The organism is Capnocytophaga felis, assembly GCF_009684755.1.
In the GTDB taxonomy this organism is placed as follows: domain Bacteria; phylum Bacteroidota; class Bacteroidia; order Flavobacteriales; family Flavobacteriaceae; genus Capnocytophaga; species Capnocytophaga felis.
On the sequence record NZ_BLBC01000003.1, the window covers coordinates 52104 to 78164 of the forward strand.

Below are 26061 nucleotides of genomic sequence, written 5' to 3' on the forward strand. Positions count from 1 at the left end.
CTTTTTACTCCGTACCGACTTCTTTTTGCTTCGTACCGACATCTTTTTACTTCATACGGTCGCCTTTTTACTTCCTTTCTTTCAAAAATATCAAAAAATTATCTGTTTACAAACGATTTTATACGTTGTACACTCAAAAGCTGCATCCGTTTGAGGTTGATTTTTACTTCTTTTTTAAAATATTCCTCTACAAACGCCTGTTTTTTAAGCAATTGTTCTTTGGCTACACGAACCTCTTGCTCTTCGTCTGCCGTACCACTAATGGAAGTACCTCCGAGAGTAATGGCATCGGTAATTTCCTTAGAACTATGTGTGAGATAAGCACTTACAATTTCAGCAAAATCATCTTCGGGGGAAAGCATTGAGTGAATGGTAAAAAATCCGCGGCGATTGGCTATCGCTCCTTCGGTTAGGATAACATCGGAAGTACGTGCCACCTCACAATCAGAGCTATACAACTTTTCGTTGGTTCGGATGGATTTCCCTACGCTGAAAAACCCCAAACGTGCTTGTTGGTAATCCTGCTCGGACGAAATCACGTAAGTGAACCCTGTATTGTCTTTATCACGACTACAATCGGATATTTTTTTGATATATCTTCCGATAGGCTCTTTACTTGGAAGATCCTTGGAATCAGACACATATCCACTGCTAATCAATGCGAACTTATCCCGCTCATACGGAAGCAATTCCATCAATCGTTTGGCAAACTGATGATGTACGCTACGCATCAGCACATATACTTTTTCGTAATCCTTCGGGTCGAAATCATTGACGTTGTACAGAAACATCTCGGCGGTAGTACCCGTGTGATTCGCAAGTAGTTCCACACCGTGAGCGTCCAAATTTTTTCCGCCGTACATATAAATCTTAATCGGGTTTTTCTCCTTCATAAAATGGCTTCCTCCCACATTGTTGAGCGTATAGGTTTCGAGCCACAAAAACTTAATGGCTTCCAACATCTTTTGAACATTTTCAGCCTCAGGCGGATAGGTATAACTTCCTTTCTGAGCAGTGTTTCCGTTCCATCGATAATCCACCTCAATGCCATACGGTAGCGTGAGTTCATTGTGTATCCACGTATCCAATTCGGTGTAGTTGCGTTGCACAATATTGGCTTCCACCACACTTTGGTCGGAAAGTTTTTCTTGGGAACACCCCAACAACGCCATTGATATTACGATATATATTTTTTTCATCATATGTTTGTTATTCATTTATGTTTTCAAACGGAAAAGATATATCTTTTCCCTACAATATTATCTTGGATTGGGCTCTAACCCTCGATTGATGGCTTCGGCAGGGATTTGCAACAATTTACGCGGGTCTTCCTTTTCAAGCGGACGATATATTGCGTTTTTACTACTTCGGCTCACGGGAATGTAAAACCTGCGAATATCGAACCAACGCAACCCCTCGTGCAGAAACTCCTTCTGACGGAAATCCACAATGATTTTGATCAGTGCCAATTGTTTTAGCGTCATACCATAAAAAGGCGTGTAAGTCTCGTAATATTTACTATCTACGGTAGTGTAAGCATCTCTGGGACAGGACAAAGACGCTCCTCCGTATTTCCCTCTCCAATAGTCAAGCAGGTCGTCTATGGATTTGTCGTACTCGCGTTTCATTGCGTAGGCTTCCATTCGGTTTAGTAACACTTCATCGGTGGAAAACAGCACGTTAGTTACGTACAATCCTTTCGGACGCGTTCCCGTGCTTCCGAATAAAGACAACTCATCAAACTTGGCAATATACAATCCGTTAGTGATTACATCTTCCGACGATGAGAACAAATAGGTGGTTACAAGGTTCAGGTTTTTGCCCGCCTCTCCGCAACCGTCAATCCCTTTGGAGTAGAAAATATTGCGTACCGTAGCTCCCGTTACCCCATATTTTTCGTTGGATATGTTGCGTTGTATTCTCGACTGAGTAGCGGCAAGCAACAGATTGGCAGGGTCCTCCGTGTGGGTGTATTCTTTATAAAGCCCCTTACGATTGAATCGGATTTTTTGCTCGTAGGCTGCCCAATTGCGAAGTACCTGCTTGGGGTCGGCACCCAATACGTAATTAGCATACTCGATAACCAAATCCCATTCGCCTTTTATCAGATAAAACCTTGAAGCAAAAGCATACGCTGCTTTTTTGTTGAAGTGAAATTTCGGGTTTTTGTAATAATCATCATTAACCAACGATACGCCCAATTTCAAATCTTTCTCAATCTTTTCATATACCTCAGCAACCGTTCCGCGTTTGTAATCGACTAAGGCGTGTTTTTCGGGTTTGGTCAAATACGGAATTCCGGGGCTTTGTTGTGCTTTCTGCGTTCCGTAGGGCTCTGCCCAAATATTGACCAACATAAAATGTAAGTACGCCCGAAGCAAAAACGCCTCCCCATACAATGCCTTTACCCTTTCCGTTTTAGGGTACGAAGCCAAAAGCTCCAACGCCTTATTCGCCTGTGCGATACCTGCATAACAAGCATTCCAATAGTTCAGTGGAGTATCCAAATCTTCTTGGTCGTAATCTTCCCAAAAATACATAGCTTCGTTAAGTCGGGAATGGACGCCATTGACACGCTCCGCCACATTATCGGTTCGGGCTTCGAGAAATTCAAAATAGCTCGCCTCAGGATAAGCCCCTGCAAGCAATTCGGCGATTTTCTCCTCCGAATCAATAGCCACATTGAGCGACGAATCGGGGTCTTTTTCCAAAAAACCCTGACACGATGCCAATACCACACTTACTAATGTTATTTTTATGATTGACTTCATAGTATTGTTTTTGAATCTGTTTTATAATTCTTTATTTTATAGCTAACTTTATATAAGTTGTCGCACTCTAAAATCCTCTAAGGATATTTTTTAGACTTTACATCCCCCCTACCCCCTTTCAAAGGGGGAATTATTTCCGCCATATTCCTCCTTTGAAGGAGATGTCCGAAGAACGGAGGATGTTTGTTAACTACTACACGAAACTTTTACATCCCCGCAGCCCCCTTCAAAGGGGGAACTTTTACCGCTATGTCCTTCCTCTAAAAAAAAAGAGAATATTTAACCTTTTCATCTTCTAAAAATATCCAAAAGCAAAATTTTTTCAGTCTGATTCCCCCTTTGAAGGGGGTAGGGGGATGTCTTCCTGTTCCTTTTGTAATTCCCTAATCTTTTCTTCGAGCGATAACATAACACTAAACATATTATACTTTATCTCTTCATTGGAAAAACGAATAAATGTAACTCCATATTTTTCAATACCTCCCTGTCTTTGTGCATCTTCCAAATATCTAAAATCGTGGATATTCCCATCTACTTCAATAGCTAATCTCAATTCGTGACAATAAAAATCAACAATATATTCCAATATAGGCACTTGCCGATGAAATTCCACTCCCAACGCTTTGTTTTTTATTTGTTTCCAAAGTAAAACTTCACTCAAAGTACTGTTTTTGCGTAATATTCTCGCAAATTCTTTCAACTTTGGATTATATGGTATAATCTTATTTGTCATTTATCGTTTCATTTTTACATCCCCCTACCCCCTTCAAAGGGGGAATTATTTCCGCCATACTCCTCCTTTGAAGGAGGTGTCCGAAGGACGGAGGATGTTTTTGTTATTACCCATTACGACCAACTGTTACATCCCCCTCCCCCTTCGAAGGGGGAATTATTTCCGCCATACTCCTCCTTTGAAGGAGGTGTCCGAAGGACGGAGGATGTTTTTGTTTTTTCACATAAAACTCTTTTTTACAACTTTTGTGCTACAAACCGGATTACAGAGCCCTTCCCGTTATGAAAAAGCCCTTCCGAAAGTTCAACTTCCTCTTCTACCAACATTTCAAAGCTAAAATTATTAAAATCTGCTTTTATTTCTTCTATGGAAAACAAAGATTCCATATCCGCAGGTCCGCCTACTCTTGGGTTCTTCTTGCGATAGTCGAAATGTTTTTTGCCGAACGCCTCAAAAATAACCGTTCCTCCTTTTTTCAAAAGCTTTGCCAACTGCTTGTGATAGTCCGATTTTATATTTGGCTGAAAATGAGCGTAAATCAGTGCCATAACGTCAAAACTTTCTTCCGAAAAACCCAATGCAGGCAACTCCCCTACTTTGTAATCGATACAAACAGCATTTTCGTCAGCCAACTGCAAAGCCTTTTCTTTACCCATTTCGCTAATATCGAAAGCACTAACCTGCCAACCTTGCGTGGCGGCATACACCGCGTTTCTGCCTTCGCCTTCCGCTGCCAACAAAAGGGAAGTCGGAACGATTTTATCGATTTGTTCTTTAAAAAAACAATTCGGTTGCTTGCCATATACAAAATCTTCCATCTTGTAATGACTATTCCACTTATCTATCCAACTGTTGTTATCCATCTGTCGTTAGTTTTTATTGTTTTATCTTCGAGAAAACTCTCCGATATTATTTTCATTTAATCATAATTTTGAATGCTGCACAAAGTTTCTATGCTTTTTCCCTGTTGGAAAGCAACGAAAGGCAGTTTCTCGTCAGTTTCTGCTCGGCGGGTAGCAACGAAAGATACTTTCTCGTCAGTTTCCGCTCGGCGGGTAGCAACGAAAGACACTTTCTCGGCAGTTTCTGCTCGGCGGGAAGTTCTGAAAAGAACCTATCTGCCAAAAAACTTCCGTCAGCCATTCCGACTAAAACCCAACATTCACCGTTAGAGTAAATTGTTTGGGAGTTGGAAGCGAAACTCCGCCCGAACGATAATACTCAGGGTCTTGCCCTTTGAGGCGACTATCCGAATATATTAAAAACGGATTGGTTACCTGCCCGCGAATGTTCAACGACTTCATTTTATAGCGTTTGATGGCACTTTCAGGCACGTTGTATCCCAATGAAATGTTCTTCATACGCACGAAACTTCCGTCGGCTACTCGGTTTTGCGAATAGTTATACGTGTTGTACGCCTTCTCGATATTTTCCTGCCCGATAAGTCGGATTAAATCCTGCGAAGGAAGTGCGGGAACTTCGGTTCGCCATTCGTCGCCGGGGGCTATCCATCGGTCGTAATATTCGGTTGAAAATACATTCAAATCCGCAAAAGCAGGGTCAAACGACGGATTCAATCGGATTTTATTCCCTGCCTGCATCGTTACGAAAAACGAAAACTCCCAATTCTTATAGTTGAACGTGTTGGACAATCCTCCATTGACATTCGGCTCGATAGAACCGTGATAAATCAGATACGATTTGGAATATTGAGCATCTAAAAAGTCCGCTCCTGCAATGTTGCCATAAGCTCTGTTATTGAGCGGATACAATCCGAAGTCAAAAGTAGGCAATCCGTAATTGTTCAGTCCTTGATAATTGAACGAGAACAACGACCCTTTCGGGAAACCTACAATGTTTCCGCGTCCTGCTCCTGCCACCATATCGAACGTATTGGGAGTATTGAGCAATCGGGTGATTTTCTGATTCATATAACTTATGGTGAAGTTGGTCGTCCATTTGAAATCATCGGTCAGAATGTTTTTGGAGTTCAAAGCCAATTCCACGCCTCGCGTACGCATATCACCGAAGTTGGCGTATTTGTAATATTGCCCGCCCACGCCCGAAGTTCGGACAAGGTCTATCAAATCGAACGAATTCCGTTGATACATATCAATGGTGGCACTCAAACGATTATTAAAAAAGCCTGCATCAATCCCCAAATTCAGTTCGTACATTTTCTCCCACGTGAGGTCGCGGTTCTCCAAGTGCAAAATACGCAAGGCATTCTCGCGGTCTTTGAAGTGAAAACGATTCAGAATTACATTTTTATACACTGCATTGGAATTGATTGCCTGTTCGTTCATCTTGGCAGTAAGTCCGTAGCTGAGGCGGAAGGCAAGGGTCGAGAAATAGTTTTGGTCTTTCATAAAATCCTCTTGGTCGATGTTCCACTTTCCGCCGACATTCCACGTAGGTAACCAACGCGAACGACTGTTTTTTCCTGCCGTATTGGAACCCTCATAGTTCAGTACCGTATTGAAAATGTATTTGCCCTTGTATCCGTAAGTACCACTCAAAGAGAAAGTAAGCCCACGGTCGTAACGTTCGAGCCACGCAAAATAATCATTGCCTTCATCTATCAGCTTTTGGAAAATCAGCGGATTGGTAAATATCTGATTTCCTTTATCGTACTGAATCCCATAACCCTGAAAAGGATTGACGGTGCGGTCAGCGTAACGCATTTCGGCAAATCCGAAGGCTTTGATGTCGTGGTCGCCCAAAGATTTGTTATAATCCAACGCCAAACGTGCTTGATAGCTTTTGAGTGTAGTTTCGGTTTTGTTGAAAATTCCTCCGTGCGTAAGTCCTATTTTGGGTTGCGACAGCGGATTATCTTTATCTTTTATCAGATAGATATTTTGTTGAGCCACCCAAGGGGTTTCGTTGGCACGGAAGGCTTGTACCACGTTCGAGGGTTCTTTGATAAAATGTGCCGAACTTGTTGATGCCTGACGCGTAGAGAGCAAAGCGGTCGCTTCCAAATCTTTATTTACTTTGTAAGATGCCTCTGCTTGTATTTTGAAATCCAACAGATTGATGTCAAGGTAATTGTTTTCGTATTCACTTAAAATATTAAACGGAGCCCAATTGTTGCGATAATATTCCAATTTACCATCGGTTCCGCGTGGTCGCAAAGTTCGTGAAGTTCCCAAAGCATAGGAAAACGGATTGATGTCGAAATCTCGCTCAAACGAACCTATGGTGGTGTTTTTGCGTTGGGTAAATGTTCCCGGAGCTTTTTGGTTTCGCATATTTCCTTGTACGGAAAGCGTCGTTTTGAAATCATCGGTGATGAAAAACGTACTCTTTAAGTTGGCTGTGATACGTCGCACGCGGTCGGTAATCGTCCAACCTTTATCGTCAAACAACCCCAATGAGGCGTACGTTGTTGTATTTTTTCCTCCGCCCGAAAAGGTCAAAGTATGTTGCTGAATAGGATTTACCGTAAATAAATGTCTGAACCAATTGGTATTGATGTACTCACGTTCCTTGAAGAAGGCTTGTCGGGCTTCTTCGGTATTGGCAATGTAGTAATCACCCGTTTGCGGATTGATGGTACTAATGCCTTTATATAACTGATAATAAATTCCGCTACGTCTGCCATAAAGAGCATCACGCAGACTGAAATAGCCTTTGTTTGCCAATTCCTGATAAACGGACATTGTTTCCTGTGAATTGAGCAGGTCATAATCTCTGTAAGAAGGAATCTGACGGAAACTCTGCTCGTACGAATACGTTATTCGGTTGGGCGTATCGCGTTTGGCGGTTTTGGTAGTAACGACAATCACGCCGTTCAAAGCTCTTGCTCCATATACCGACGTTGCAGAAGCGTCTTTCAGCACCTGAATATCTTCAATATCGGCAGCGTTAAGCCCTGCAATGGCAGAACTGATAAGGGTAACGGCATCACCCGAGACCAATTGGTCGAGCGTAAGCGATACCAAATCTTCGTACACCGCTCCGTCAATGACCCACAGCGGTTGCACATTCCCGATGATGGAAGCCCCACCACGGATATTGATACGCGGAGCCGAACCGAACGTTCCCGTTACGTTTTGTATGGAAAGCCCCGCTACGCGTCCTTCGAGCATACGCGAGACGTCCGCCACACCATCCATCTTTACTTGTTCCATCTTTACCGATGCGGAAGCCCCTGTAAATACGCGGTTTTTTATCTTCTGATATCCTGTAACTACTACGGCGTCAAGTTCCTGCACGTCTTCTTTCAGTACGATATGCACTGTGGAAGAGGTAATCTTTACACGTTGGGTCTGAAACCCGATGTAGCTCACCACTAAGGTTTGTCCGTTTTCGGCTTTTGTGGTAAATTTCCCGTCGATATCGGTCGTTACGCCCACATTTCGTTCCTTTACGATGACGGTTGCCCCCAATAGCGGTACTCCTTGATTGTCCACCACAGTTCCTTTTATTTCTTGTTGTGCCATCGCCCATTGCGAGCAAAGTAAAAATATAGTGTATAATAGTTTCTTTATCATTGATTGATTCATAAATGATAACTTTTGTTGTTTGTTATTTGATATTATCGAATTTATATTATATAGCTAATTCACTTCAAATTGTCAAGTCGTAAAACTCTCCTTTGAAAGAGGAAACCTACGAAAGTGAGTATTCGTGAAAAAACTCAGAATGTCATACTAAAAAGGACATCCCCCTATCCCCCTTCAAAAGGGGGAATTATAACGACAAATTATTGCAAGTTAGCCATATGATTCTATACTCATCATTGGTTTCTTTTTCCGATTTCATAAATATTTATCAATACATTGCATTGTTCTTTCCTAAATTATTTATTTTCAATTTTTGCATTACCGCTTCTATCCATTATCATTTGATATTCACGTATTTCATCGGTGTTTTATGTCATTATCAACTGATATCTTTTCTATTCATCAATGTTTTATTTGGATATAAAATGATATTTACTTTCCTCACTCGTGTTTTATGCCATTATCAATTGATATTTGCCTGTTTCATTAGTGTTTCTATCAAAATTGAATTAGGCGAAGCCCGTTTCACCACTGAAATGCCTTTCGCAGAGTCTGCGATGAGTGATTCACCTCTGTTTTAACAAAAACCAAATCAGGCGAAGCCCATTTCATCAGTGTTTTGATAAAAATATAATCTTACATTAGTCGTTTCATCGGTGTTTCTGCCAATGTAACTTTTTATTTTTGATGTTTCACTCGTGTTTTAATCAAAATACAATTTTACATCGTTTATTTTTCGATGTTATTAACATTGTTATGCTTTCATAAAGGCATAAAGGTCGTTGTTGAAACCGTAAACCACCAAAATATCATCTTCCCGCAGGCGTGTTTGTGGGTCGGGAATGCCCTGAACATTGGTAATCGTTTTGGTTTTACCCAAAAACGAAGTCTTTTCGGATTGACTCAAAATAGTAAGAATCACAATATTATAATTGGCTCTGAAACCAACCTCCTCAATGGTTTTGCCTACAAAAATTCGGGGCGTTTTCACCTCAACAATGCTATAATTTTTATTCAACTCAAAGGAATCCACCACGCCTTTAAGGGTTAATTTCTTTGTCCAACGCTCGGCGGTTTCCTCCTCAGGGCGTACAATTTCATCAACGCCGATGGCACGAAGTATTTTTTCGTGTAAAGAATTTATCGAACGGCTAATCAAACGCTTAACTCCCAAATTTTTGAACAAAGCACTCACCAAAACGTTCGTCCCTTGGTCTTCCCCGATACCTACAATCACTACATCGGTGTTTTTTAACGGAAGGTCGGACACGGTTTGCTCATCTGTGGCATTAAGACAGATAGTATGCGAGATTTTATCCTTTAACGCCGTTACCTTTGCCATACTGGAATCCACACCAATTACTTCATTGCCTTGTTTGGTGAGCTTTTGTGCCAAAGATGCCCCAAAATTGCCTAATCCTACAATGATAAATTTCATTTTCTTGCCTTAATTAATTAATATTTCATCTCCCGGGTAACGATAGGTTAATGTTTTGGATTTTCTGAATACCGCAATGAGTATCGTAAGCATCGACACCCTGCCGACAAACATCATTCCTACCAAAACTACCTTACTTGAATCGCTGAGAAGCCCCGTGATGCCCAAACTCAGCCCCGTTGTACTATATGCCGAAAAACATTCAAAAGCAATATCCAACAATTCAATATTATTATCTAAGTCAGAAATCAAAAAAATTCCCGTTCCGATAACAATAAACGAAAGTGACATTACGGCAAAGGCTCTCCGTACCGAAATGTCGGCAATTTCCCTGCGAAACAATTCTATTTTTTTCTTCCCCTTTGCCAAACTCAAAAAATTCAGCGTACCGATGGCAAAAGTACTCGTTTTTATACCTCCTCCTGTTGAAGCCGGCGATGCCCCAACCCACATCAAAAGAATGATGAGAATAATGGACGAGAATTGCAATTGATTAAAATCAATCGTATTAAACCCCGCCGTACGAGGTGTCGTCGCCGTAAATAATGCCGTTACAAACTTGCCAATGCCACTATGTGAGGCAAATGCGGAACTATATTCTTTCAAGTAAAGGATTCCCGTACCTGCCACTATCAGTATTGAAGTAGTAATAAGATTGATTTTGCTGCTGAGTGTCAATATCCAAGGAATGTAATTGTCTCTTCCGTAAACGAAAAACAAAAAATACCTTTTTATAAGATGCTTTAAGTAACGCAGGGTGTTTATCACAATCGGGAAACCCAATCCGCCAAACACAAACAGCGTTATTACAGTAAGCTGAAAGCGATAATTGGTAACAAAGCCTGCTTCCATCATTCCGTTGGACAAGGTCGAGAAGCCTGCGTTGCAAAATGCAGAAACGGAATGGAAAATAGAGAAGTAAATACGTTCTCCCAACTGCGGAATAAGTTTTGGATTGATATTGATGAAGATTAAAAAAGCCCCGATAATCTCCACAGTAAAGGTTATGACCAATATTCGGCGTAGTGTAGTGAAAACTTCCCCAATTTTTTTAGAATCGGTAATGTCACTAAGGGCAATTTGATTCTCATAAGTGGCTCCCTCTTTGAAGAAATAGCTGAAATAACTTGCAAAGGTGAGTATTCCGAGTCCGCCTGCTTGAATGAGCAACATAATGATAGTTTGCCCAAAGCGGGTAAAATACGTACCGATATCCACCACGCTTAATCCCGTTACGCAAACGGCACTGGTAGAGGTAAATAAGGCATCTACTAACGAAATATCACCATAAGTGGAATTGGGCAACATCAAAAGAAACGTACCTACACCAATAAGACCTATAAAACTGATGATGAACAATTGGGCAGGATTCAAAACCGAACGTTTGTAACCTATTTTGGGCAGATTGGCTCCCCTGATAAGTACAAGTATCGTAGCCCATCGCATCCAATCGGAAACAACCAACGTTGTACCATCATCAATAAACTGTTCATATAAACAAATGATAATAAAAGCGATGCTTATTCCGTCAAGAAGGTCAATTCGGAAATGTCTTTCTTCACTTCTGTACAATTTGAGTGCGTGAAAGAATATGGCAATCACCAATGAAAATGTATAAAAGCCCAAAAAACAATAGTCGAGCCACAACGGAAGCGAATACCCGTAGTCGGCAATTAGTACCACCACCAAAAGAATGTGGAGGACTAAGAAAAATGTTTTTAGTTTACTTTTATTTATCGGATATTCCATTATTAACTGAAATTTCTTCTCTTCATCAATGTTTTATTTGGATATCAAATGATATTTGCTTGTCTCACTCGTGTTTTATGCCATTATCAATTGATATTTGTTTGTTTCATTAGTGTTTCTATCAAAATTGAATTAGGCGAAGCCCATTTCACTACTGAAATGCCTTTCGCAGCGTCTGCGATGAGTGATTCACCACTGTTTTGACTAAAATATAATTTTACATTATTCGTTTCATCGGTGTTTCTGCTAATGTAACTTTTTATTTTTGGTGTTTCACTCGTGTTTTGATAAAAATATAATTTTATATTAGTCGTTTCACTACTGTTTTAATCAATGTAACTTTGTATTTTTATCATTTCATCGGTGTTTTGATTTTTAAGGAATGAAACATCCCCCTTTATCCCCCTTCAAAGGGGGAATGGACAGACTTACAGAATTCCATAAATCCTTATGCATCAAAAAATAGTTAGCTAAAACACGACTAATCTTATGAAAAATCAATGAACGAAATTACATTCCTGCAAAAATCCCCCTTTGAAGGGGGCTGGGGGATGTCTCATTAAGTATGAAAGAACAAACCCTCACTTATTCGTCATCGAATTTAGATATATCTGCAAAAATCAAAAATTACTATGAACATTTTAGCACTGCCCCTATGAAAGTTCAGTGCAAAACTATTTAAAACTTAGCTATTACTCCGGAATAAATCCCAAAGGGATGACCGGGACGCAAGCCCGCCGGATGTCGCGATACCAAATAGGTTTTATTGGTGATATTCACAGCATTTACCGTTAGTGTCAAATATTTATTAATGCGTGCCTTAGCCGATGCATCAATGATAGTATGTGCAGGAACTTTGTTCCGCTCGGCAAGTACCCCTTGCCCCGGAGTGGTTCGCATATCGCCATTGTAACGCACCCCGATATTCAATTCAAACCCCTTATACTCTGCCCCGAAACCGGCATTGAAACTATGTTTGTTGATATACGGAATCTCGTCGCCCACAAACACGCGTCCCCAAGTGTTTTCCTCAAAGGAATTGAGCATTTCGGTATCCGTGTACGTGTATGAAAATTGCAGGGGCAACCTCAATTTATATCCTTTCGGAATGGGCTGAAATTGCAACATTGCTTCCGCACCTTTTACAAGAGCTTCTCCCACATCGAACTGCTCCAACGTACCGCTACCGCCCGCCGCCGCAAGGTCGCTTCCCAACATATTGCTGTATTTATTGCGGAAAAAGATGGCTTCGGCAGTTAGTTGCCCTACGGAAAGACGTGTTCCTAATTCAATATTGATGCTACTTTCCGGTTTTTGGTCCATTCCGGCACTCGGAGGCGAAAATCCTTTGTGAATTCCTGAGAAAACCGATAAAGCGGAATTAACTCGGTAATGCAATCCCAAACTCGGAATGAAAACACGTGCCGGATTGCTCACCTCACGACGAATCTTGCCCGAACGGCGTACATCGTTTTTGGTAAAGTCCTTTTTATGCAAGTGAATGTCTTCGTAACGCAATCCTGCCGATACGGTCAGTCCGCGATAGGTTAATTTCGATAAGAGATATGTAGCCAAAGCGGTTGCCGAGGTGATTCGGTTTGCTTGCGTGCCGTGAATAGCCGGTAGGAAGAGTTTCATTTTTCCGTTTTCGATGGCATAACTGTCGTCCCACTGAAAACGGTCTTCGGCATCACCGTGATAACGTAAGCCCGCCTCTACATCCATAAAAATATCGTTAATATAGAAGTGATAATCGAATTTCGTTTGTAAACCACGCGAGTAATAGCTGCGGTTGTTGGCTCGCACGATTAAGCCTTCGCCGTTATAGTCGGTTTTTCCCGTCAGAATATCGAAATAAAGGTGATTTGTTTCAGGGTCGCTCAAAACGGCATTGATGGAACGCTTTTCGGCAGAAGTAATACCCGCTTTTACATCATTAATTTTGTACCAATTACGGTGGAAGGTGTTGTAATACGCACTGGAGGTGATTTTCATTCGCGGAGAAATACTAATCAAATAAGTCGCCGCCCATTGGGTGTGTTTGGTGGTGATGTTGTCCATTTGAGAGCCAGCATACCGCAGAAAGGGAGTTTTTTTGAAATCGGCTTCGGACAAACCAAGGTAAGTTTCATCGGAATTTTCATCGGCATACCCGTACTTCAATTCAAAGGAATGGTTTACGCCTTCTTCTTTATCGGTTTTTGCCATTATTTTTGCCACAATATCATTTCGGATAAGCCCTACTTTTTGATTATCCGGCAGTTTTTTAAATCCATCGGACTGAAAACGCAGGTATTCCACCATATATCCGAAATTTTTATGACTATTCCCGAAGTTAAAATGCCCTTTAAAGGTGTGATTGGTTCCATAGGAAGTGTTCATTTTACCCGATAACTTCGTAGGAATGGGTGTCGATACCATATTGATGGCTCCACCTGTGGTAAAAGGACCGTATTGCACTTGGCTGCTTCCTTTAAGAACTTCCACTGCGTTCATTCGGGCTGCGTTTGGGAAATAATAGGCAGCAGGTGCGGAATAAGGTGCGGGAGCTGCCAAGATACCGTCTTCCATCAGCGTAATTTTCTCGCTACGTTCGGCTTTTGTTCCCCGAAGGCTGATGTTGGGTCGGAGTCCGTATCCGTCTTCTTCATAAACGTTTACTCCGGGAACGGCTTTGAGCATTCGGTTAATGTCGGTGTATCCCATCTTTTGGATTTCCGCCGGTGCAATGTAATAAGCCGAACCGGTACGATTTCGGGCTTGGAATTTATTTCCTAAAATCTGATTGGCACTGATGATAACTTCTTGTAACTCCTGAATGGAATCCTTCTTCTGCTCTTGGGTATTCTGTGCGAAAACGCTTCCAAACACAGATAAAAACAAAAAGAAACTTATCTTATAATGGTACATATTTGGTATGTCGGTTTAATTTAGATTAAATTTGCGAGTGCAAAAGTAAAATCAATTTAGAATAAAACCAAATAAATCACCTCTAAAAATTTACATTTTTACTTAAAAATTTCAAAACAATAATGTAATTATTATGAAGATTAATACTTTGTAACGAAACAAAAAATACAAATAAAATTGATTTTTTTGAAATAAAATTGCTTTTGTAGCAAAAACACATCACAAAAAAATATTTTTATTCTACTTTTTCAGAGAATCCAAAACAATTACATATTTCTGTTTTAACTAAACATTAAGAAGTAAAAGTGTTAAAAAGATTATGAGTTTTTATTTATAAATTACTGTGTTCGGAGGTCTGTACTGAAAGGTTTGTAATCTGAAATCATCGTTTTGTATGTTCGTGATTTTAAAGATATTATTTCCTTCCATAGGTATTCTGGGAAAATAACACAACGAGAATTGAAAACTCTGAAACATCAAGTAATCATTTGATATATAGAACCCAATGGCAACCTTTGAATAAACGTCTGTTTCAAAAAACGGTTTGTTTTCTTTTCCTAAAAATCCCACATCTATATTAAAAAACGGATTAAACCTAAAACCCAACCAACTAAACGGGCTATATGATTGTGTTTGTGAAGATAAAACAAGCTTTCGGGTTCCATAAACATCGCTATAAAATCCTAAAATTCCTTCTTTTTGATTAACACTAACCCTATCCTTAGGATGAGGACTTCTGTTTAATCCCATCACGAAAGAAGTTTTGAAAAATTGCCGAAAATGCCAATCACTCAAAGAAAAAAGATTGGAAAAATAGATGCTTTCTCCCTTAAAAACGCTTTGCTTTACATTATTTTGCATCAGCAAGCTTCCTGCTTCCAAATTTAGAGAATAATATCCTTTAGCTGTGTACTTTGCCAATGAAAATCCAAGCCCGAAATACGGATGTAATTTCTCATTTTTCTTTAATGTTCCCAAAGTAAGAAAAAGAGAATGACCTATGTTTACATCTTCAATATCTCCGTGCTTGAAAATATATCTATCCTGAACAAAATTTGTTTTATTCAAACTGAATTTCGACAAAAACAAATGTTCATCTGAAAAGTAATTGTCAATATTCAGAAAATCAGGAGGAGTTTCTGCATAATTTAAATTTTTATAACGTGCCGATATGATAAAATTATTAACAGAACCAAAAGTATTTTTTTTCATCGGTATGGCATATCCTCCGTACACATCAAATATTTTCGTTCTTAAAGGCGGATGATACATACTGTCTTTCAGAAAAATATCCTCGTGATACCGATTTTCGTGATACCCGATTTTTCCCGCCCAACGTGTGTAAGGAGAATAAAAACGCCTTTCTGCAACTAAATTTTTTGAAAACAAATTTTCGTAATCTCCATAATATGAAGCAAATAAATCAATGTGTGTATTTTGAATGTTTTTAGCACGATACCCGAATCCTTTTCCGTTATCGCTAAAACCTCTGAAATACTGCCTGTACAACACGTACGCTTCGTGCCCCAACCCAAAAAGATTTTGTTCGCTAACGCGTATCCATCCTCTTTTGTCGGTCAAATCACTTGCGAAAAACATCGTCCAGCTATCCAAGGCAACAACTTGAATATCAACAGAATCAGAAACAGCAGAAATTTCCACAGGACGAATAAGCACACGCCTGATATAATTCTGTTCCCTCAAAACACGCTCCGATTCCTTTAAAAGCAACGAATCCATTGGTTTGTTTTCCGAAAAAAGAAGTTGTTTTTTAACGGTTCTCGCTCTGGTTTTTGCGTGCAATGCATTTCCGTAAATATCTATTTTTCTTTGAGGAGTTTTTGATAAATCTTTCTCATCAAATCCGAAAGGGTCTAAGGTTATGATGTCTATTTTTCGGATAATTTTCCCCTGATAACTTGCATAATTCAGGTTCGATTCTTTTTCAATTTGTTTGGAAGTCGGCGATTTTTTCGATGAATCCGAAAAGAAAGAAGCTAAATTTCTTGTTAATTTGTATTTTCTGAAATATCTCTTTACCCGATTATAAAAATCTTTATCTTTCTGAATTTCAGTAGAGTCTTTTTTAACTATATCCAAGGAATTGGTTGCCTGAGGAAACAAAAATGCCGTCCCCAGAAAGAAAATCCCTATGAAAAGATATAATTTCCGACTCATAATCGTTTGTTACTTTTTTCTTTTATTTGCAAAAAAACTCCTCAGAAGTTGCGAACATTCTTCCTCAAGTACATTTCCTTTGACTTCTGTTTTTGGGTGAAGCTTCCCTCCCATCACCGTAAATCCTCTTAATGAATCACTTGCACCATAAACTACGCGTGAAATTTGGCTCCAATACAAAGCTCCTGCACACATCGTGCAAGGCTCTAAAGTAACATAAAGTGTACAGTTTTTCAGATATTTACCTCCCAAATAACTCGACGCCATTGTAATTGCTTGCATTTCAGCGTGTGCCGTTACGTCAGTTAGGCGTTCTGTTAAATTATACGCTCTGGCAATTATTTGATTATCAGCCACAACAATTGCCCCAACAGGAATTTCATTTGCATCGAAAGCATTTTCTGCCTCCTGCAAAGCTCTTCTCATAAAATATTCATCATCAAATAATTGAAGCATAATTGAATTCTATTTTTTCATCAGATAAAAATAGCTTGATAATGTTCTTATTCTGAACAAAATCAAACTATTTTTGTAATTTGTACTTATGTGATTTTATTATTTTCCTCCCAAAAATCCGCCAAGCAAGTCACCTAATCCTCCTTTTTTATCCGATTTTCCTCCGAGCATTCCCGCAAGGTCGTCCATAACATTTCCATCTCCGTTAGAATCCAATAACGATTTTAACATTCCGCCAACGTTACTGTTATTTCCTAAAAATCCTGATAATAAATCTCCCAATCCGTTAGCCGATGAAACATTATTGTCCGAAACTTTTTTACCTAAAAAACTCATCAAAACCGGAGCCAATGATTGTAAAATCTGAACAACATTTGAAGAAGAAACTCCCGTTTTGGTGCTAATTGCATTTGCCACGGCTGACTCTTTTCCTCCCAACAAATGCCCCAAAATCCCTGCTCCATCTTTAGTAACATCGCTGCTAACGCCATCACCAAAAAGACTACCAAGATTATCCAGCAAGCTTCCGTCGTGTTTACTACTTTGCAAAGCATTCAACAATCCCGTAGCACCTTCACCTGAACTGTTGTTCTGCATTGCACCCATTAGTAAAGGTACTGCCATTTCAATCACAGAAGAAGCTTGTGAGGAAGAAACTCCCGTTTGCTTGCTAACTCCGTCGATAATTTTTTGGAGATTATCTCCACCCAAAAAGTCTAAAATTCCCGCCATTTTTATCAATTTTTAAAATTATTACCTATTTTACTTATCAAATCTATTTGAGTAATTTGATAATTTGTTCCGCCAATTCTGTGCCAATTTTACCCTGAGCCTCAACGGTTGAAGCGCCAATATGCGGAGTTAACGAAACATTAGGATGCATTAACAATCTGATTGATGGAGTTGGCTCATTTTCAAACACATCTAATCCTGCAAAACTTACCTTTCCACTTTCCAATGCCTCAAGCAGTGCTTCTTCCGAAATTACTCCACCACGAGCCGAGTTTATCACTCCCACGCCTTCCTTCATCATATCAAATTCCTCTGCGTCAATGACATACATTTCTTGTACAGGAGAATTTACTGTAATAAAATCGGATTGTTCCAAAACCGTTTCTTTTTCAATTGTTTTTATTAAAAAAGAAACTTTTCTATCATCAAAGAAAGAAAGTTCTATTTCAGCCTCTTTTACGTTAGGGTCGTATGCTATTACATTCATTCCCAATCCTATGGCTATGCGAGCCACCGCCTGACCAACTCTTCCAAAACCGATAATTCCTAAGGTTTTCCCTCGAAGTTCCGTTCCGTTAGAATATAGTTTTTTCAACTGACTAAATTGCGTATCTCCTTCCAAAGGCATATTTCTGTTAGAATCGTGCAAGAAACGTGCCCCTGAAAACAAATGTGCAAAAACCAATTCGGCTACAGAATTTGCCGACGAAGCCGGCGTATTAATCACGTGAATATTCTTGCTTTTTGCATATTCAACATCAATATTATCCACTCCAACTCCTCCACGACCAATCAATTTTAAAGAAGGGCAGGCATCAATAATATCTTTATCTACTTTTGTTGCCGAACGCACCAAAAGAATATCAATATTATTTTGATTAATATAATTTACTAATTGATTTTGAGCTACTTTTACTGTAATTACTTCAAATCCGTTTTCCTCCAGATGTTGCTTTCCCGATTCAGAAATCCCATCATTTGCAAGTATTCTCATCTTTTTTAATCCCTTTATTTTTTTATTAATAGAAAGGCAAAAATACTATTTTTCCACTAAAAAACTCATATTTTATGAGAGTTTATTTCCAAAATATTGGTATTATTTTCTAAGCCATAGACTCTTTTTTCAGAAAGTTCGAAAGAATAAAAAAGCGTATTTTTGATTAAAAATTGTAGAATTTTAATCAAAAATACGCCACTAACACTAACTTAAACTACTTCGCGATGTGTTTTACACCTCTTCTTTATTCAAAAATTTTATTCTGACTATAATCTTACCTCCAATAGTTCCATACCAGTTGTATTTACATACAATTTTTGGCAAATAGCCGGAAATAAAACTGTTTCTCCTTGTTTTACAGATAATTCTGTTTTACCGTCCGAAAGAGTTCCACTACCTTTCACACACATATAAATATGAAAAGAATCCTCCGAACCAATTTCTTTCTCAAAATTTTGTGTCAGTTTCAAATAATTTGTGATGAAATATGGGCAATCTACCATTGTATTGGTTGCATTTTCAGATTTCGTATAGCTTACCTTGAAGTCATCTTTCTTCTGATAATCAATTGCATCGAGAGCTTGCTCGGTATGAAGTTCTCGCAAATTTCCATTTTTATCTCTACGATTGAAATCATACACACGGTACGTAATATCGCTGGTTTGTTGAATTTCGGCAATAATAATTCCCCCTCCAATGGCGTGAACTTTTCCCGTATTGATAAAAAAAGTATCTCCTTCGTTTACCTTTTCATAATTCATTATATCGGTAAGCGTCCCATTATCAAGATGTTGCTGATATTCTTCTTTCGTTACGTTTTTGTTAAACCCTACAATGAGTTCCGCCCCTTTGTCAGCTTGCATCACGTACCACATTTCGGTTTTCCCAAAAGAATTGTGTCTTTTTTTCGCTAATTCGTCATTTGGGTGAACTTGTATGGACAAATCCTCACGAGCATCAATGAATTTTATCAGAATTGGAAAATCAGCTCCAAATTTTTGATAAACGTGTTTTCCAAGTAATTCATTCGGATATAAATCAATAAGTTCCTGCAATGTTTTCCCTGAAAATTCACCATTTGCAACTACTGAAATATCTCCCTTAACTGCAGAAACTTCCCAACTTTCGCCCGTAATATCACTTTCTATCGGCTTGTTAAACAATGTTTTTAGCTTTGTTCCTCCCCAAAGTCTTTCTTTAAGAATGGGATTAAATTTTATTGGATACATAAATTAATTTTTTTATAAGTAATTACTATTTTTAAATCTTAAGAAATAAAAAAACTCAAAGTTCAGTATTTTGAACCTTGAGTTTCTTACAGTTATGAAATTATTTGTAATCCGGATTTATTGAGCTTTTCTTCCGCATATTTTTTAGTTACCGTCAATTCTTTTGTGTTGGAACCGGGTAACTCAAACATCGCATCGGTTAGAATGCTTTCACAAAGCGAACGAAGCCCACGTGCCCCGAGCTTATACTCCATCGCTTTTTCTACAATAAAATCAAGTGCTTCTTCTTTTATTTCAAACTTGATTCCGTCCATTTCAAACAATTTTTTATATTGTTTAATGATGGCATTCTTAGGTTCAGTCAGAATCATTCGCAAAGTATGTTTATCAAGCGGATTCATATAAGTAAGAACCGGCAAACGCCCAATAATTTCAGGAATCAAACCAAAATCTTTTAAATCTTTCGGAATGATATATTGCATCAAGTTTTTCCTGTCAATAGCTTCACCTTTTGATGAATTATAACCTACTGCTTGCATATTTAGCCGCTTGGAAATCAATCGTTCAATACCGTCAAAAGCTCCTCCGGCAATGAAAAGAATATGTTCTGTATTTACTTCAATGTACTTTTGGTCAGGATGTTTTCTTCCTCCTTTTGGCGGAACATTCACGATAGAGCCTTCCAATAATTTTAACAATCCTTGTTGCACACCTTCGCCTGAAACATCACGAGTTATGGACGGATTATCGCTTTTTCGTGCAATTTTGTCTATTTCATCAATGAAAACAATGCCTTTTTCTGCTTTAGAAACATCATAATCAGCGGCTTGCAACAATCGTGAAAGAATGCTTTCCACATCTTCTCCCACATAGCCTGCTTCGGTTAAAACAGTAGCATCAACAATTGCTAACGGAACATTCAATAGTTTAGCTATAGTCTTGGCTACAAGCGTTTTACCGGTTCCCGTTTCGCCTACCATTATAACGTTGCTTTTCTGTATTTCTACATTATCATCAGTGTCAGGTTGTTGCAAACGTTTGTAATGATTATAAACCGCTACCGAAAGAATTTTTTTAGTAAAATCCTGACCTATAACATATTGATCAAGAAATTCCTTTATTTCTTGTGGTTTCTTTAATGTGATATCCTCATTTGAAAAATTATTGTTTTCTGTTCTGAAATTTAATTCTTCCAAAAGAATTCCGTGAGCTTGCTCAATGCAATAATTGCAAATTCTTGCATCTAATCCGTTGACGAGCAAGTCTGTTTCAGCTTCAGGACGACCACAAAATGAACAATAATTATCTTCTTGTTTTTTCGTCATTTTCTATGCTTTTCGAACAAGAACCTCGTCAATCATTCCGTACGCTTTGGCTTCCTCCGCTTTCATCCAATAATCACGTTCAGAATCTCCATATACTTTTTCAAAAGATTGTTTTGAATGCTTAGCAATGATTTCGTAAAGTTCGTTTTTGATTTTCAACATTTCTTTTAAGTTGATTTCCATATCAGTAGCTACTCCTTGAGCTCCGCCTGAGGGTTGGTGAATCATAATGCGTGCGTGTGGCAATGCCGAACGTTTTCCTTCTGCTCCTGCACACAAAAGTACCGCCCCCATCGAAGCCGCCATTCCTGTACAAATTGTTGCCACGTCGGGTTTGATGAATTGCATTGTATCATAGATTCCTAAGCCAGCGTAAACCTCTCCTCCGGGCGAATTTATATAAATTTGAATGTCTTTTGAGCTATCCAAACTTTCCAAAAATAATAACTGAGCCTGAATTATGTTTGCCATTTGTGAATGAACTTCTGTTCCCATAAAGATAATTCTATCCATCATCAATCGGGAAAAGACATCCATCTGAGTTACATTAAGTTGGCGTTCCTCCATAATATACGGAGTCATACTCGCTACAATTTTATCATAGTATAAACTATTTACACCGTGCTTTTTGATAGCATATTTTTTAAATTCGTTTTTGTAATTCATAGGTTTTATTGATTTTTATATTAGCTGAAAAGGCGTTAAACCAAATTTAACGCCTCAACAGTTATGATAGATTTAAAGCTTTTAGGCTTCTTCTGTTTTATAAACTTCTTTTATAAACTCGTCAAAAGTTACCTTTTTATCGTTTATTTTAACATTTCCTTTATAGAACTCCAATAACTTACTGAAAACAAGTTGTTTGTTAATTCGTTCTACTTCTTCTCTATTTTGCAGAATTTTACTTACGATTCCGTCAACGTATGATTCATCTTCAATAGGCATTCCGTACTGTAACATTTGGTTTTTCACGTACGTATTTGCAAAACCTTTTAGCTCTTCAAAAGTTGGATGTAATTTGTTATCATTTAATATTTTACCTTCGATAAGTTGATAACGAAGTCCTTTTTCCGAACTTTCATACTCTTTATTTGCCTCTTCCTCAGTAAGTTCTTTTTCGCCTGCCGTACGTAACCATTTTTTCAAGAATTCAGCCGGAAGGTCAAATTTCGTATTTTCAACCAAATAGTCAGTTACTTCATTCAAGAAATGTTGGTTTGACTGTTCAGTATACTGAAGTTCAGAGTTTTCCTTGATTTTTTCACGCAACTGAGCCTCTGAAGTTACTTCTCCTGCAGGGAATAGTTTATCGAAAAGTTCCTGATTAAGTTCGGCTTCTTCACGAACGTTAACCTCTTCCAAAGTGAATGTTACTTCTACGTCCAAATGGTGAGCCTCATCGTGCGAAACTTTCAAATAGTGCATCAAACTGTGAGCGTCTTCAAACAACCCTTTGGTTTTCAATTGCAATTGGTCGCCAATTTTCTTGCCAACAAATTTTTTACGATTTTTTTCGTTTACTTCTTCCAATTTGAAAGTAGCTTTGTTGTCGATATTTTTCTCTTCGTTGAAGAAAGTTCCTGTAATTTCAATATCATTTTGGTCTAAAACTTCTCCTTTTGAAATCAATTTACCGAATTGCTTACGGATGTGCTCAACTTGCTTATCAACTTGCTCATCTTCAACAGATATTTCATAGCGAGTAATTCCTTTTGTTGGTTTCAAATCCAAATCAAACGAAGGTGCCAAACCAATTTCGAACTCAAATGAAAAGTTCTCGGCATCCCAATCAAAATCTTGTTTTGCTTTAGGAAGCGGATGACCTAATATATCCAATTTTTCATCAACAAGATATTTATTTAAAGAATCTTGCAATAATTTGTTTACTTCATCAAACAATACTGCTTTTCCGTACTGTTTTTTTATCATTCCCATAGGAACGTGTCCTTTTCTGAATCCGGGAATATTTGCTGTTTTTCTGTAATTTGTAAGTACTTTCTCTACTTTATCAGCATAATCATTTTTTTCGATAGCAACCGTAATCACGGCATTCAAAGCATCAATTTGCTCTTTTGTAATATTCATTTTTTAAAATATTTATATCTAAAAATTTCAGTTTGCAAAGGTATGATTTTATATGGAAACTAAAAAATTTTTAAATTACTTTCTTACCTGCCTTTCATCATTTGTTTAATGGCTTGTTCTAAATTCTTTACAAGCCCAAAAAGATAATTAAATTGCTCCCAATAAAGATGTGTTTCTCGCATCGAAATAACTGGTAACGAATCGGTTGAAGTTTGCTGTTGCTCAACTATTTTCTGCATTTCTTCATTTAACTTTTCCAACGAAAAATCATTTTCCTTAAACTCTTCAGAAAAATTATCCGTGAATAACAGCAATGTTCTTTTCAGAAGCGAAATAAGAGAATCAATCGTTTCGTTGAATGTTTCTTTAGGGAAAGTTACTCGCTTGGATTTCAGGCGAACTCCCAAAGATGCCACAGAAGCCAAAAAAGACTGTTGAATCACGATGATTTCATAAATTGACGTATTGTCATTTTGTTTTGATTTCGGTTCTTGCAACATTCGTTGAAAAGCAGCATTTAGGTTTGAAAGTGCTAAAAAGGCTTCTTTTCGTGAAACCTTGTATGTATTTGTAATCCCCTGATTTTCATTAAAAATAATTTTCACTTGCTCAAGATAATCAATATTTGCTTGTATTGATTTTTGCACCACATCTTGATACGTTCGGGACTCCCAACTTGGCAAAAGTAAGTAATTTGCAATGAAAGCAAGCCCCACCCCAATGGCTGTGTCAAGCAACCTAGCGTGTATCACTGAATATGCATCCGGGCTAATCAAAGCAAACATAAAAATAGCCGTAATTGTAATAAAAATCGACGCATACATATAATTTTCTTGCATCAGCCCGAAAGCCATCGGCATACACAAAACCCCAAAATACAAATACAAATTTGGATAAGGAAACAGAAAAATCACCGCAAAAGCAATGACCCCACCCAAAATCGTTCCGTAAATTCGGCTTAAAGAACGTTCCTTAGTCAATCCAAAACCCGGACGCATTATCAGAAAAATTGTTAAAAGAATCCAATATGCGTTATTTATGGAAAAATAATTTCCTATGAGATAAGCAATTAGAGTAGTTACAGAAAGCCGAATGGAATGCCGAAAGAAAGATGATTTAAAAGATATATGGTCTTTCAAGCGTTTCCAAGAATAATTCTGATAACTCACAAATTTTCTGTACGTTTTTTCATCACGTTTTCCTGCATCGTAACTGTAATAATTGTCAAAAATCACACGAATTTTTTCTATCGATTTATACTGATTTTCAATATAAATATAAAAATTCCGTAGTGTAAGCGATTTTTCTTTGTCGGATTCGGTTTTGATTTGTGTTTTTAGCTCTTCATTTTTCAATTTTGCTTGTAAAAGTAAGTTTTTCAGAGAATCATCTAACTTAATTTGTTTACGAGAGCCGATATAAACCGACATTTGCTGCAATTGTTTTGAGAGTTCTTGCAGAAAATCGGCATAAATTTGCAAAACATCTTTATTTTCTGCAAACTCCTTATCAATTTTTTCATATTGAACAGGATTCGCCAATGCCAACTCAAAAATATCAACCAATTCTATGAACATTAAAAACTGACGTTGCAGATAATCCGTTTTACCTGACTTACTTCGTGAATCAAGAATTACTTCCCGCAATTTCTCATAATTTTCGTTCAGATTAGTCTGTAAATCAATCATTTTTTTAAAACCTTCGGTTCTATTTTCTGATAATAATAAATCCGAACGAACAGAAAAAAATTCTGATGTCAATAAAAAACATTTCCCTAAAAGTTGCTCGCTATACTGTCTGGATTTTATCGATAAATAGAACAAAACCAGCGATATATACCACATTCCGCTGATAAAAATATACAACAAGTACGAATAAATCCCCTTGCCCGTTTGAATGTGAGACAATGTTGAAGCGATGCAAAACAAACCTGAAAAAGCAACCATCGAAGCCCGAAATCCATAAAGTGAAATGTAGGCATTGAAAAATGTTAAAATAAAGATTGTCAGCTCAAGTAAATAAGGATACGGATAAGTTATGTTCACAAAAAAAGAACTAACCATCGCCAAAAAAGTAGCCACCAGAAGCCCGCCAATATGATGCTTTCTGTTGCCCGGAATATCACTCGGAGAAATAGCTATTATACTCAATCCCACAGGAATACCTATTTCAAGAGCATCGAAATACCAACCAACACCAATAGGAAGAAGCACGGCAACCGTTTTCAGTACACCTTTAAAAAAAGAAAAACTTTTTAGAAAAGAGATGAGTTTTAAATGCATTTTTTAACTATATTCGCCACAAAAATACAAAGTAATTCTGAAATCGTATAATTTCAGAATTTTCAGCTCATTCAAATCCAAATAATAAATATAATTTATGGATAGTGACATAAAAAAATCCACTGAAACACTTATTAATGAAGGAGTTATATTATATCCTACGGATACCGTTTGGGGATTAGGTTGCGATGCTACCAACGTTACAGCTGTTTCTAAAATTTTCGGAATAAAACAACGAAATGAAAGCAAAAGTTTGATTATTTTGGTAGATTCCGTAGAGATGTTACAAAAATATATCTCAGAAATTCCTAATTTTGTACTGAATTTCCTTAAAACAGTTCAAAATCCAACTACAATCATATATTCCAATCCGAAAAATTTGGCAAAAAATGTAATTTCATCAGAAAATACAGTCGCAATACGCTTAATTCAAGATGATTTTTGCCAGAAATTAATCCAAAACTTCGGAAAACCCATCGTTTCAACATCAGCAAACATTAGTGGAGAACCTACTCCTCATATTTTCAGTGATGTAAATTCGTATATTATAGAAAAGTGTGACTATGTTGTAAAACATCGGCAAAACGATACAGAAAAACGAAACCCCTCTCAATTGGTACGTTTTGATTCAGAAGGAAATATAGAATTTTTAAGATAAGAAAAAT

Annotated in this window: 20 protein-coding genes; 3 read left to right on the forward strand and 17 right to left on the reverse strand. The window is 37.9% G+C overall.

Features of this window, described 5'->3' with window-relative positions; translation table 11 throughout:
• Nucleotides 1–98: 98 nt before the first annotated feature.
• The 4 genes from GN105_RS00275 to GN105_RS00290 all read right to left on the reverse strand — a co-directional run bounded on the left by GN105_RS00275 (nt 99) and on the right by GN105_RS00290 (nt 4367).
• Nucleotides 99–1202: a putative zinc-binding metallopeptidase gene (locus GN105_RS00275; protein WP_173014943.1), complete on the reverse strand. Its 1104-nt coding sequence runs from the start codon at nt 1200–1202 to the stop codon at nt 99–101.
• Nucleotides 1203–1259: 57 nt separating this feature from the next.
• Entirely contained in the window at nt 1260–2771 is a 1512-nt protein-coding gene (locus tag GN105_RS00280) for a RagB/SusD family nutrient uptake outer membrane protein (RefSeq protein WP_155283468.1), read from the reverse strand.
• Nucleotides 2772–3093: 322 nt separating this feature from the next.
• Complete coding sequence (locus GN105_RS00285) at nt 3094–3504, reverse strand: endonuclease domain-containing protein (protein WP_155283469.1); 411 nt, start codon at nt 3502–3504, stop codon at nt 3094–3096.
• Nucleotides 3505–3740: 236 nt separating this feature from the next.
• Nucleotides 3741–4367, reverse strand: coding sequence for a class I SAM-dependent methyltransferase (locus GN105_RS00290; RefSeq protein WP_155283470.1), 627 nt, complete (start codon nt 4365–4367; stop codon nt 3741–3743).
• Between the two features lie 90 nt (nt 4368–4457).
• Here GN105_RS00290 and GN105_RS00295 point away from each other — a divergent pair, with 90 nt between their 5' ends.
• Nucleotides 4458–4676 carry a hypothetical protein gene (locus GN105_RS00295; RefSeq protein WP_155283471.1) on the forward strand — a complete coding sequence of 73 codons (219 nt, stop codon included), beginning with the start codon at nt 4458–4460 and terminating at the stop codon, nt 4674–4676.
• On the opposite strand, the gene GN105_RS00300 is transcribed toward GN105_RS00295, so the two are convergent.
• The gene (locus GN105_RS00300; protein ID WP_155283472.1) at nt 4653–8015 is read right to left on the reverse strand and encodes a SusC/RagA family TonB-linked outer membrane protein; all 3363 of its coding nucleotides are present in this window, start codon (nt 8013–8015) and stop codon (nt 4653–4655) included. The two genes, GN105_RS00295 and GN105_RS00300, sit on opposite strands and share 24 nt — an antisense overlap.
• Before the next feature lie 218 nt (nt 8016–8233).
• On the opposite strand from GN105_RS00300, the gene GN105_RS00305 reads away from it, so the two are divergent.
• The gene (locus GN105_RS00305; RefSeq protein ID WP_155283473.1) at nt 8234–8596 is read left to right on the forward strand and encodes a hypothetical protein; all 363 of its coding nucleotides are present in this window, start codon (nt 8234–8236) and stop codon (nt 8594–8596) included.
• 173 nt (nt 8597–8769) lie between these two features.
• Here the strand turns inward: GN105_RS00305 and GN105_RS00310 are convergent, their stop codons facing one another.
• The 12 genes from GN105_RS00310 to GN105_RS00365 all read right to left on the reverse strand — a co-directional run bounded on the left by GN105_RS00310 (nt 8770) and on the right by GN105_RS00365 (nt 25396).
• Complete coding sequence (locus GN105_RS00310) at nt 8770–9453, reverse strand: potassium channel family protein (RefSeq protein WP_095896736.1); 684 nt, start codon at nt 9451–9453, stop codon at nt 8770–8772.
• A 9-nt stretch (nt 9454–9462) separates the two neighbouring features.
• Nucleotides 9463–11202, reverse strand: coding sequence for a TrkH family potassium uptake protein (locus GN105_RS00315; protein ID WP_173014944.1), 1740 nt, complete (start codon nt 11200–11202; stop codon nt 9463–9465).
• Between the two features lie 678 nt (nt 11203–11880).
• Nucleotides 11881–14112: a TonB-dependent receptor family protein gene (locus tag GN105_RS00320; protein WP_155283474.1), complete on the reverse strand. Its 2232-nt coding sequence runs from the start codon at nt 14110–14112 to the stop codon at nt 11881–11883.
• 327 nt (nt 14113–14439) lie between these two features.
• On the reverse strand, nt 14440–16290 hold the full coding sequence (locus tag GN105_RS00325; protein ID WP_155283475.1) for a hypothetical protein: 1851 nt from the start codon (nt 16288–16290) through the stop codon (nt 14440–14442).
• Nucleotides 16291–16299: 9 nt separating this feature from the next.
• Nucleotides 16300–16746 carry a nucleoside deaminase gene (locus GN105_RS00330; protein WP_095896732.1) on the reverse strand — a complete coding sequence of 149 codons (447 nt, stop codon included), beginning with the start codon at nt 16744–16746 and terminating at the stop codon, nt 16300–16302.
• A 99-nt stretch (nt 16747–16845) separates the two neighbouring features.
• Nucleotides 16846–17478, reverse strand: coding sequence for a DUF937 domain-containing protein (locus GN105_RS00335; RefSeq protein WP_155283476.1), 633 nt, complete (start codon nt 17476–17478; stop codon nt 16846–16848).
• Between the two features lie 43 nt (nt 17479–17521).
• Complete coding sequence (locus GN105_RS00340) at nt 17522–18472, reverse strand: D-2-hydroxyacid dehydrogenase (protein ID WP_155283477.1); 951 nt, start codon at nt 18470–18472, stop codon at nt 17522–17524.
• A gap of 269 nt (nt 18473–18741) precedes the next feature.
• Nucleotides 18742–19704, reverse strand: a complete 963-nt coding sequence (locus tag GN105_RS00345) for a type I phosphomannose isomerase catalytic subunit (RefSeq protein WP_155283478.1) — start codon at nt 19702–19704, stop codon at nt 18742–18744.
• A gap of 92 nt (nt 19705–19796) precedes the next feature.
• Complete coding sequence (clpX, locus tag GN105_RS00350; RefSeq protein ID WP_155283479.1) at nt 19797–21029, reverse strand: ATP-dependent Clp protease ATP-binding subunit ClpX; 1233 nt, start codon at nt 21027–21029, stop codon at nt 19797–19799.
• 3 nt (nt 21030–21032) lie between these two features.
• Nucleotides 21033–21695 (reverse strand): ATP-dependent Clp protease proteolytic subunit, encoded by a 663-nt coding sequence (locus GN105_RS00355; protein ID WP_155283480.1) that lies wholly within the window; start codon nt 21693–21695, stop codon nt 21033–21035.
• A gap of 81 nt (nt 21696–21776) precedes the next feature.
• Nucleotides 21777–23114 carry a trigger factor gene (gene tig, locus GN105_RS00360; protein ID WP_155283481.1) on the reverse strand — a complete coding sequence of 446 codons (1338 nt, stop codon included), beginning with the start codon at nt 23112–23114 and terminating at the stop codon, nt 21777–21779.
• 83 nt (nt 23115–23197) lie between these two features.
• Nucleotides 23198–25396 carry an FUSC family protein gene (locus tag GN105_RS00365; protein WP_155283482.1) on the reverse strand — a complete coding sequence of 733 codons (2199 nt, stop codon included), beginning with the start codon at nt 25394–25396 and terminating at the stop codon, nt 23198–23200.
• Nucleotides 25397–25493: 97 nt separating this feature from the next.
• Between GN105_RS00365 and GN105_RS00370 the strand changes: the two genes are divergently transcribed.
• Complete coding sequence (locus GN105_RS00370; protein WP_155283483.1) at nt 25494–26054, forward strand: L-threonylcarbamoyladenylate synthase; 561 nt, start codon at nt 25494–25496, stop codon at nt 26052–26054.
• Nucleotides 26055–26061: the final 7 nt, after the last annotated feature.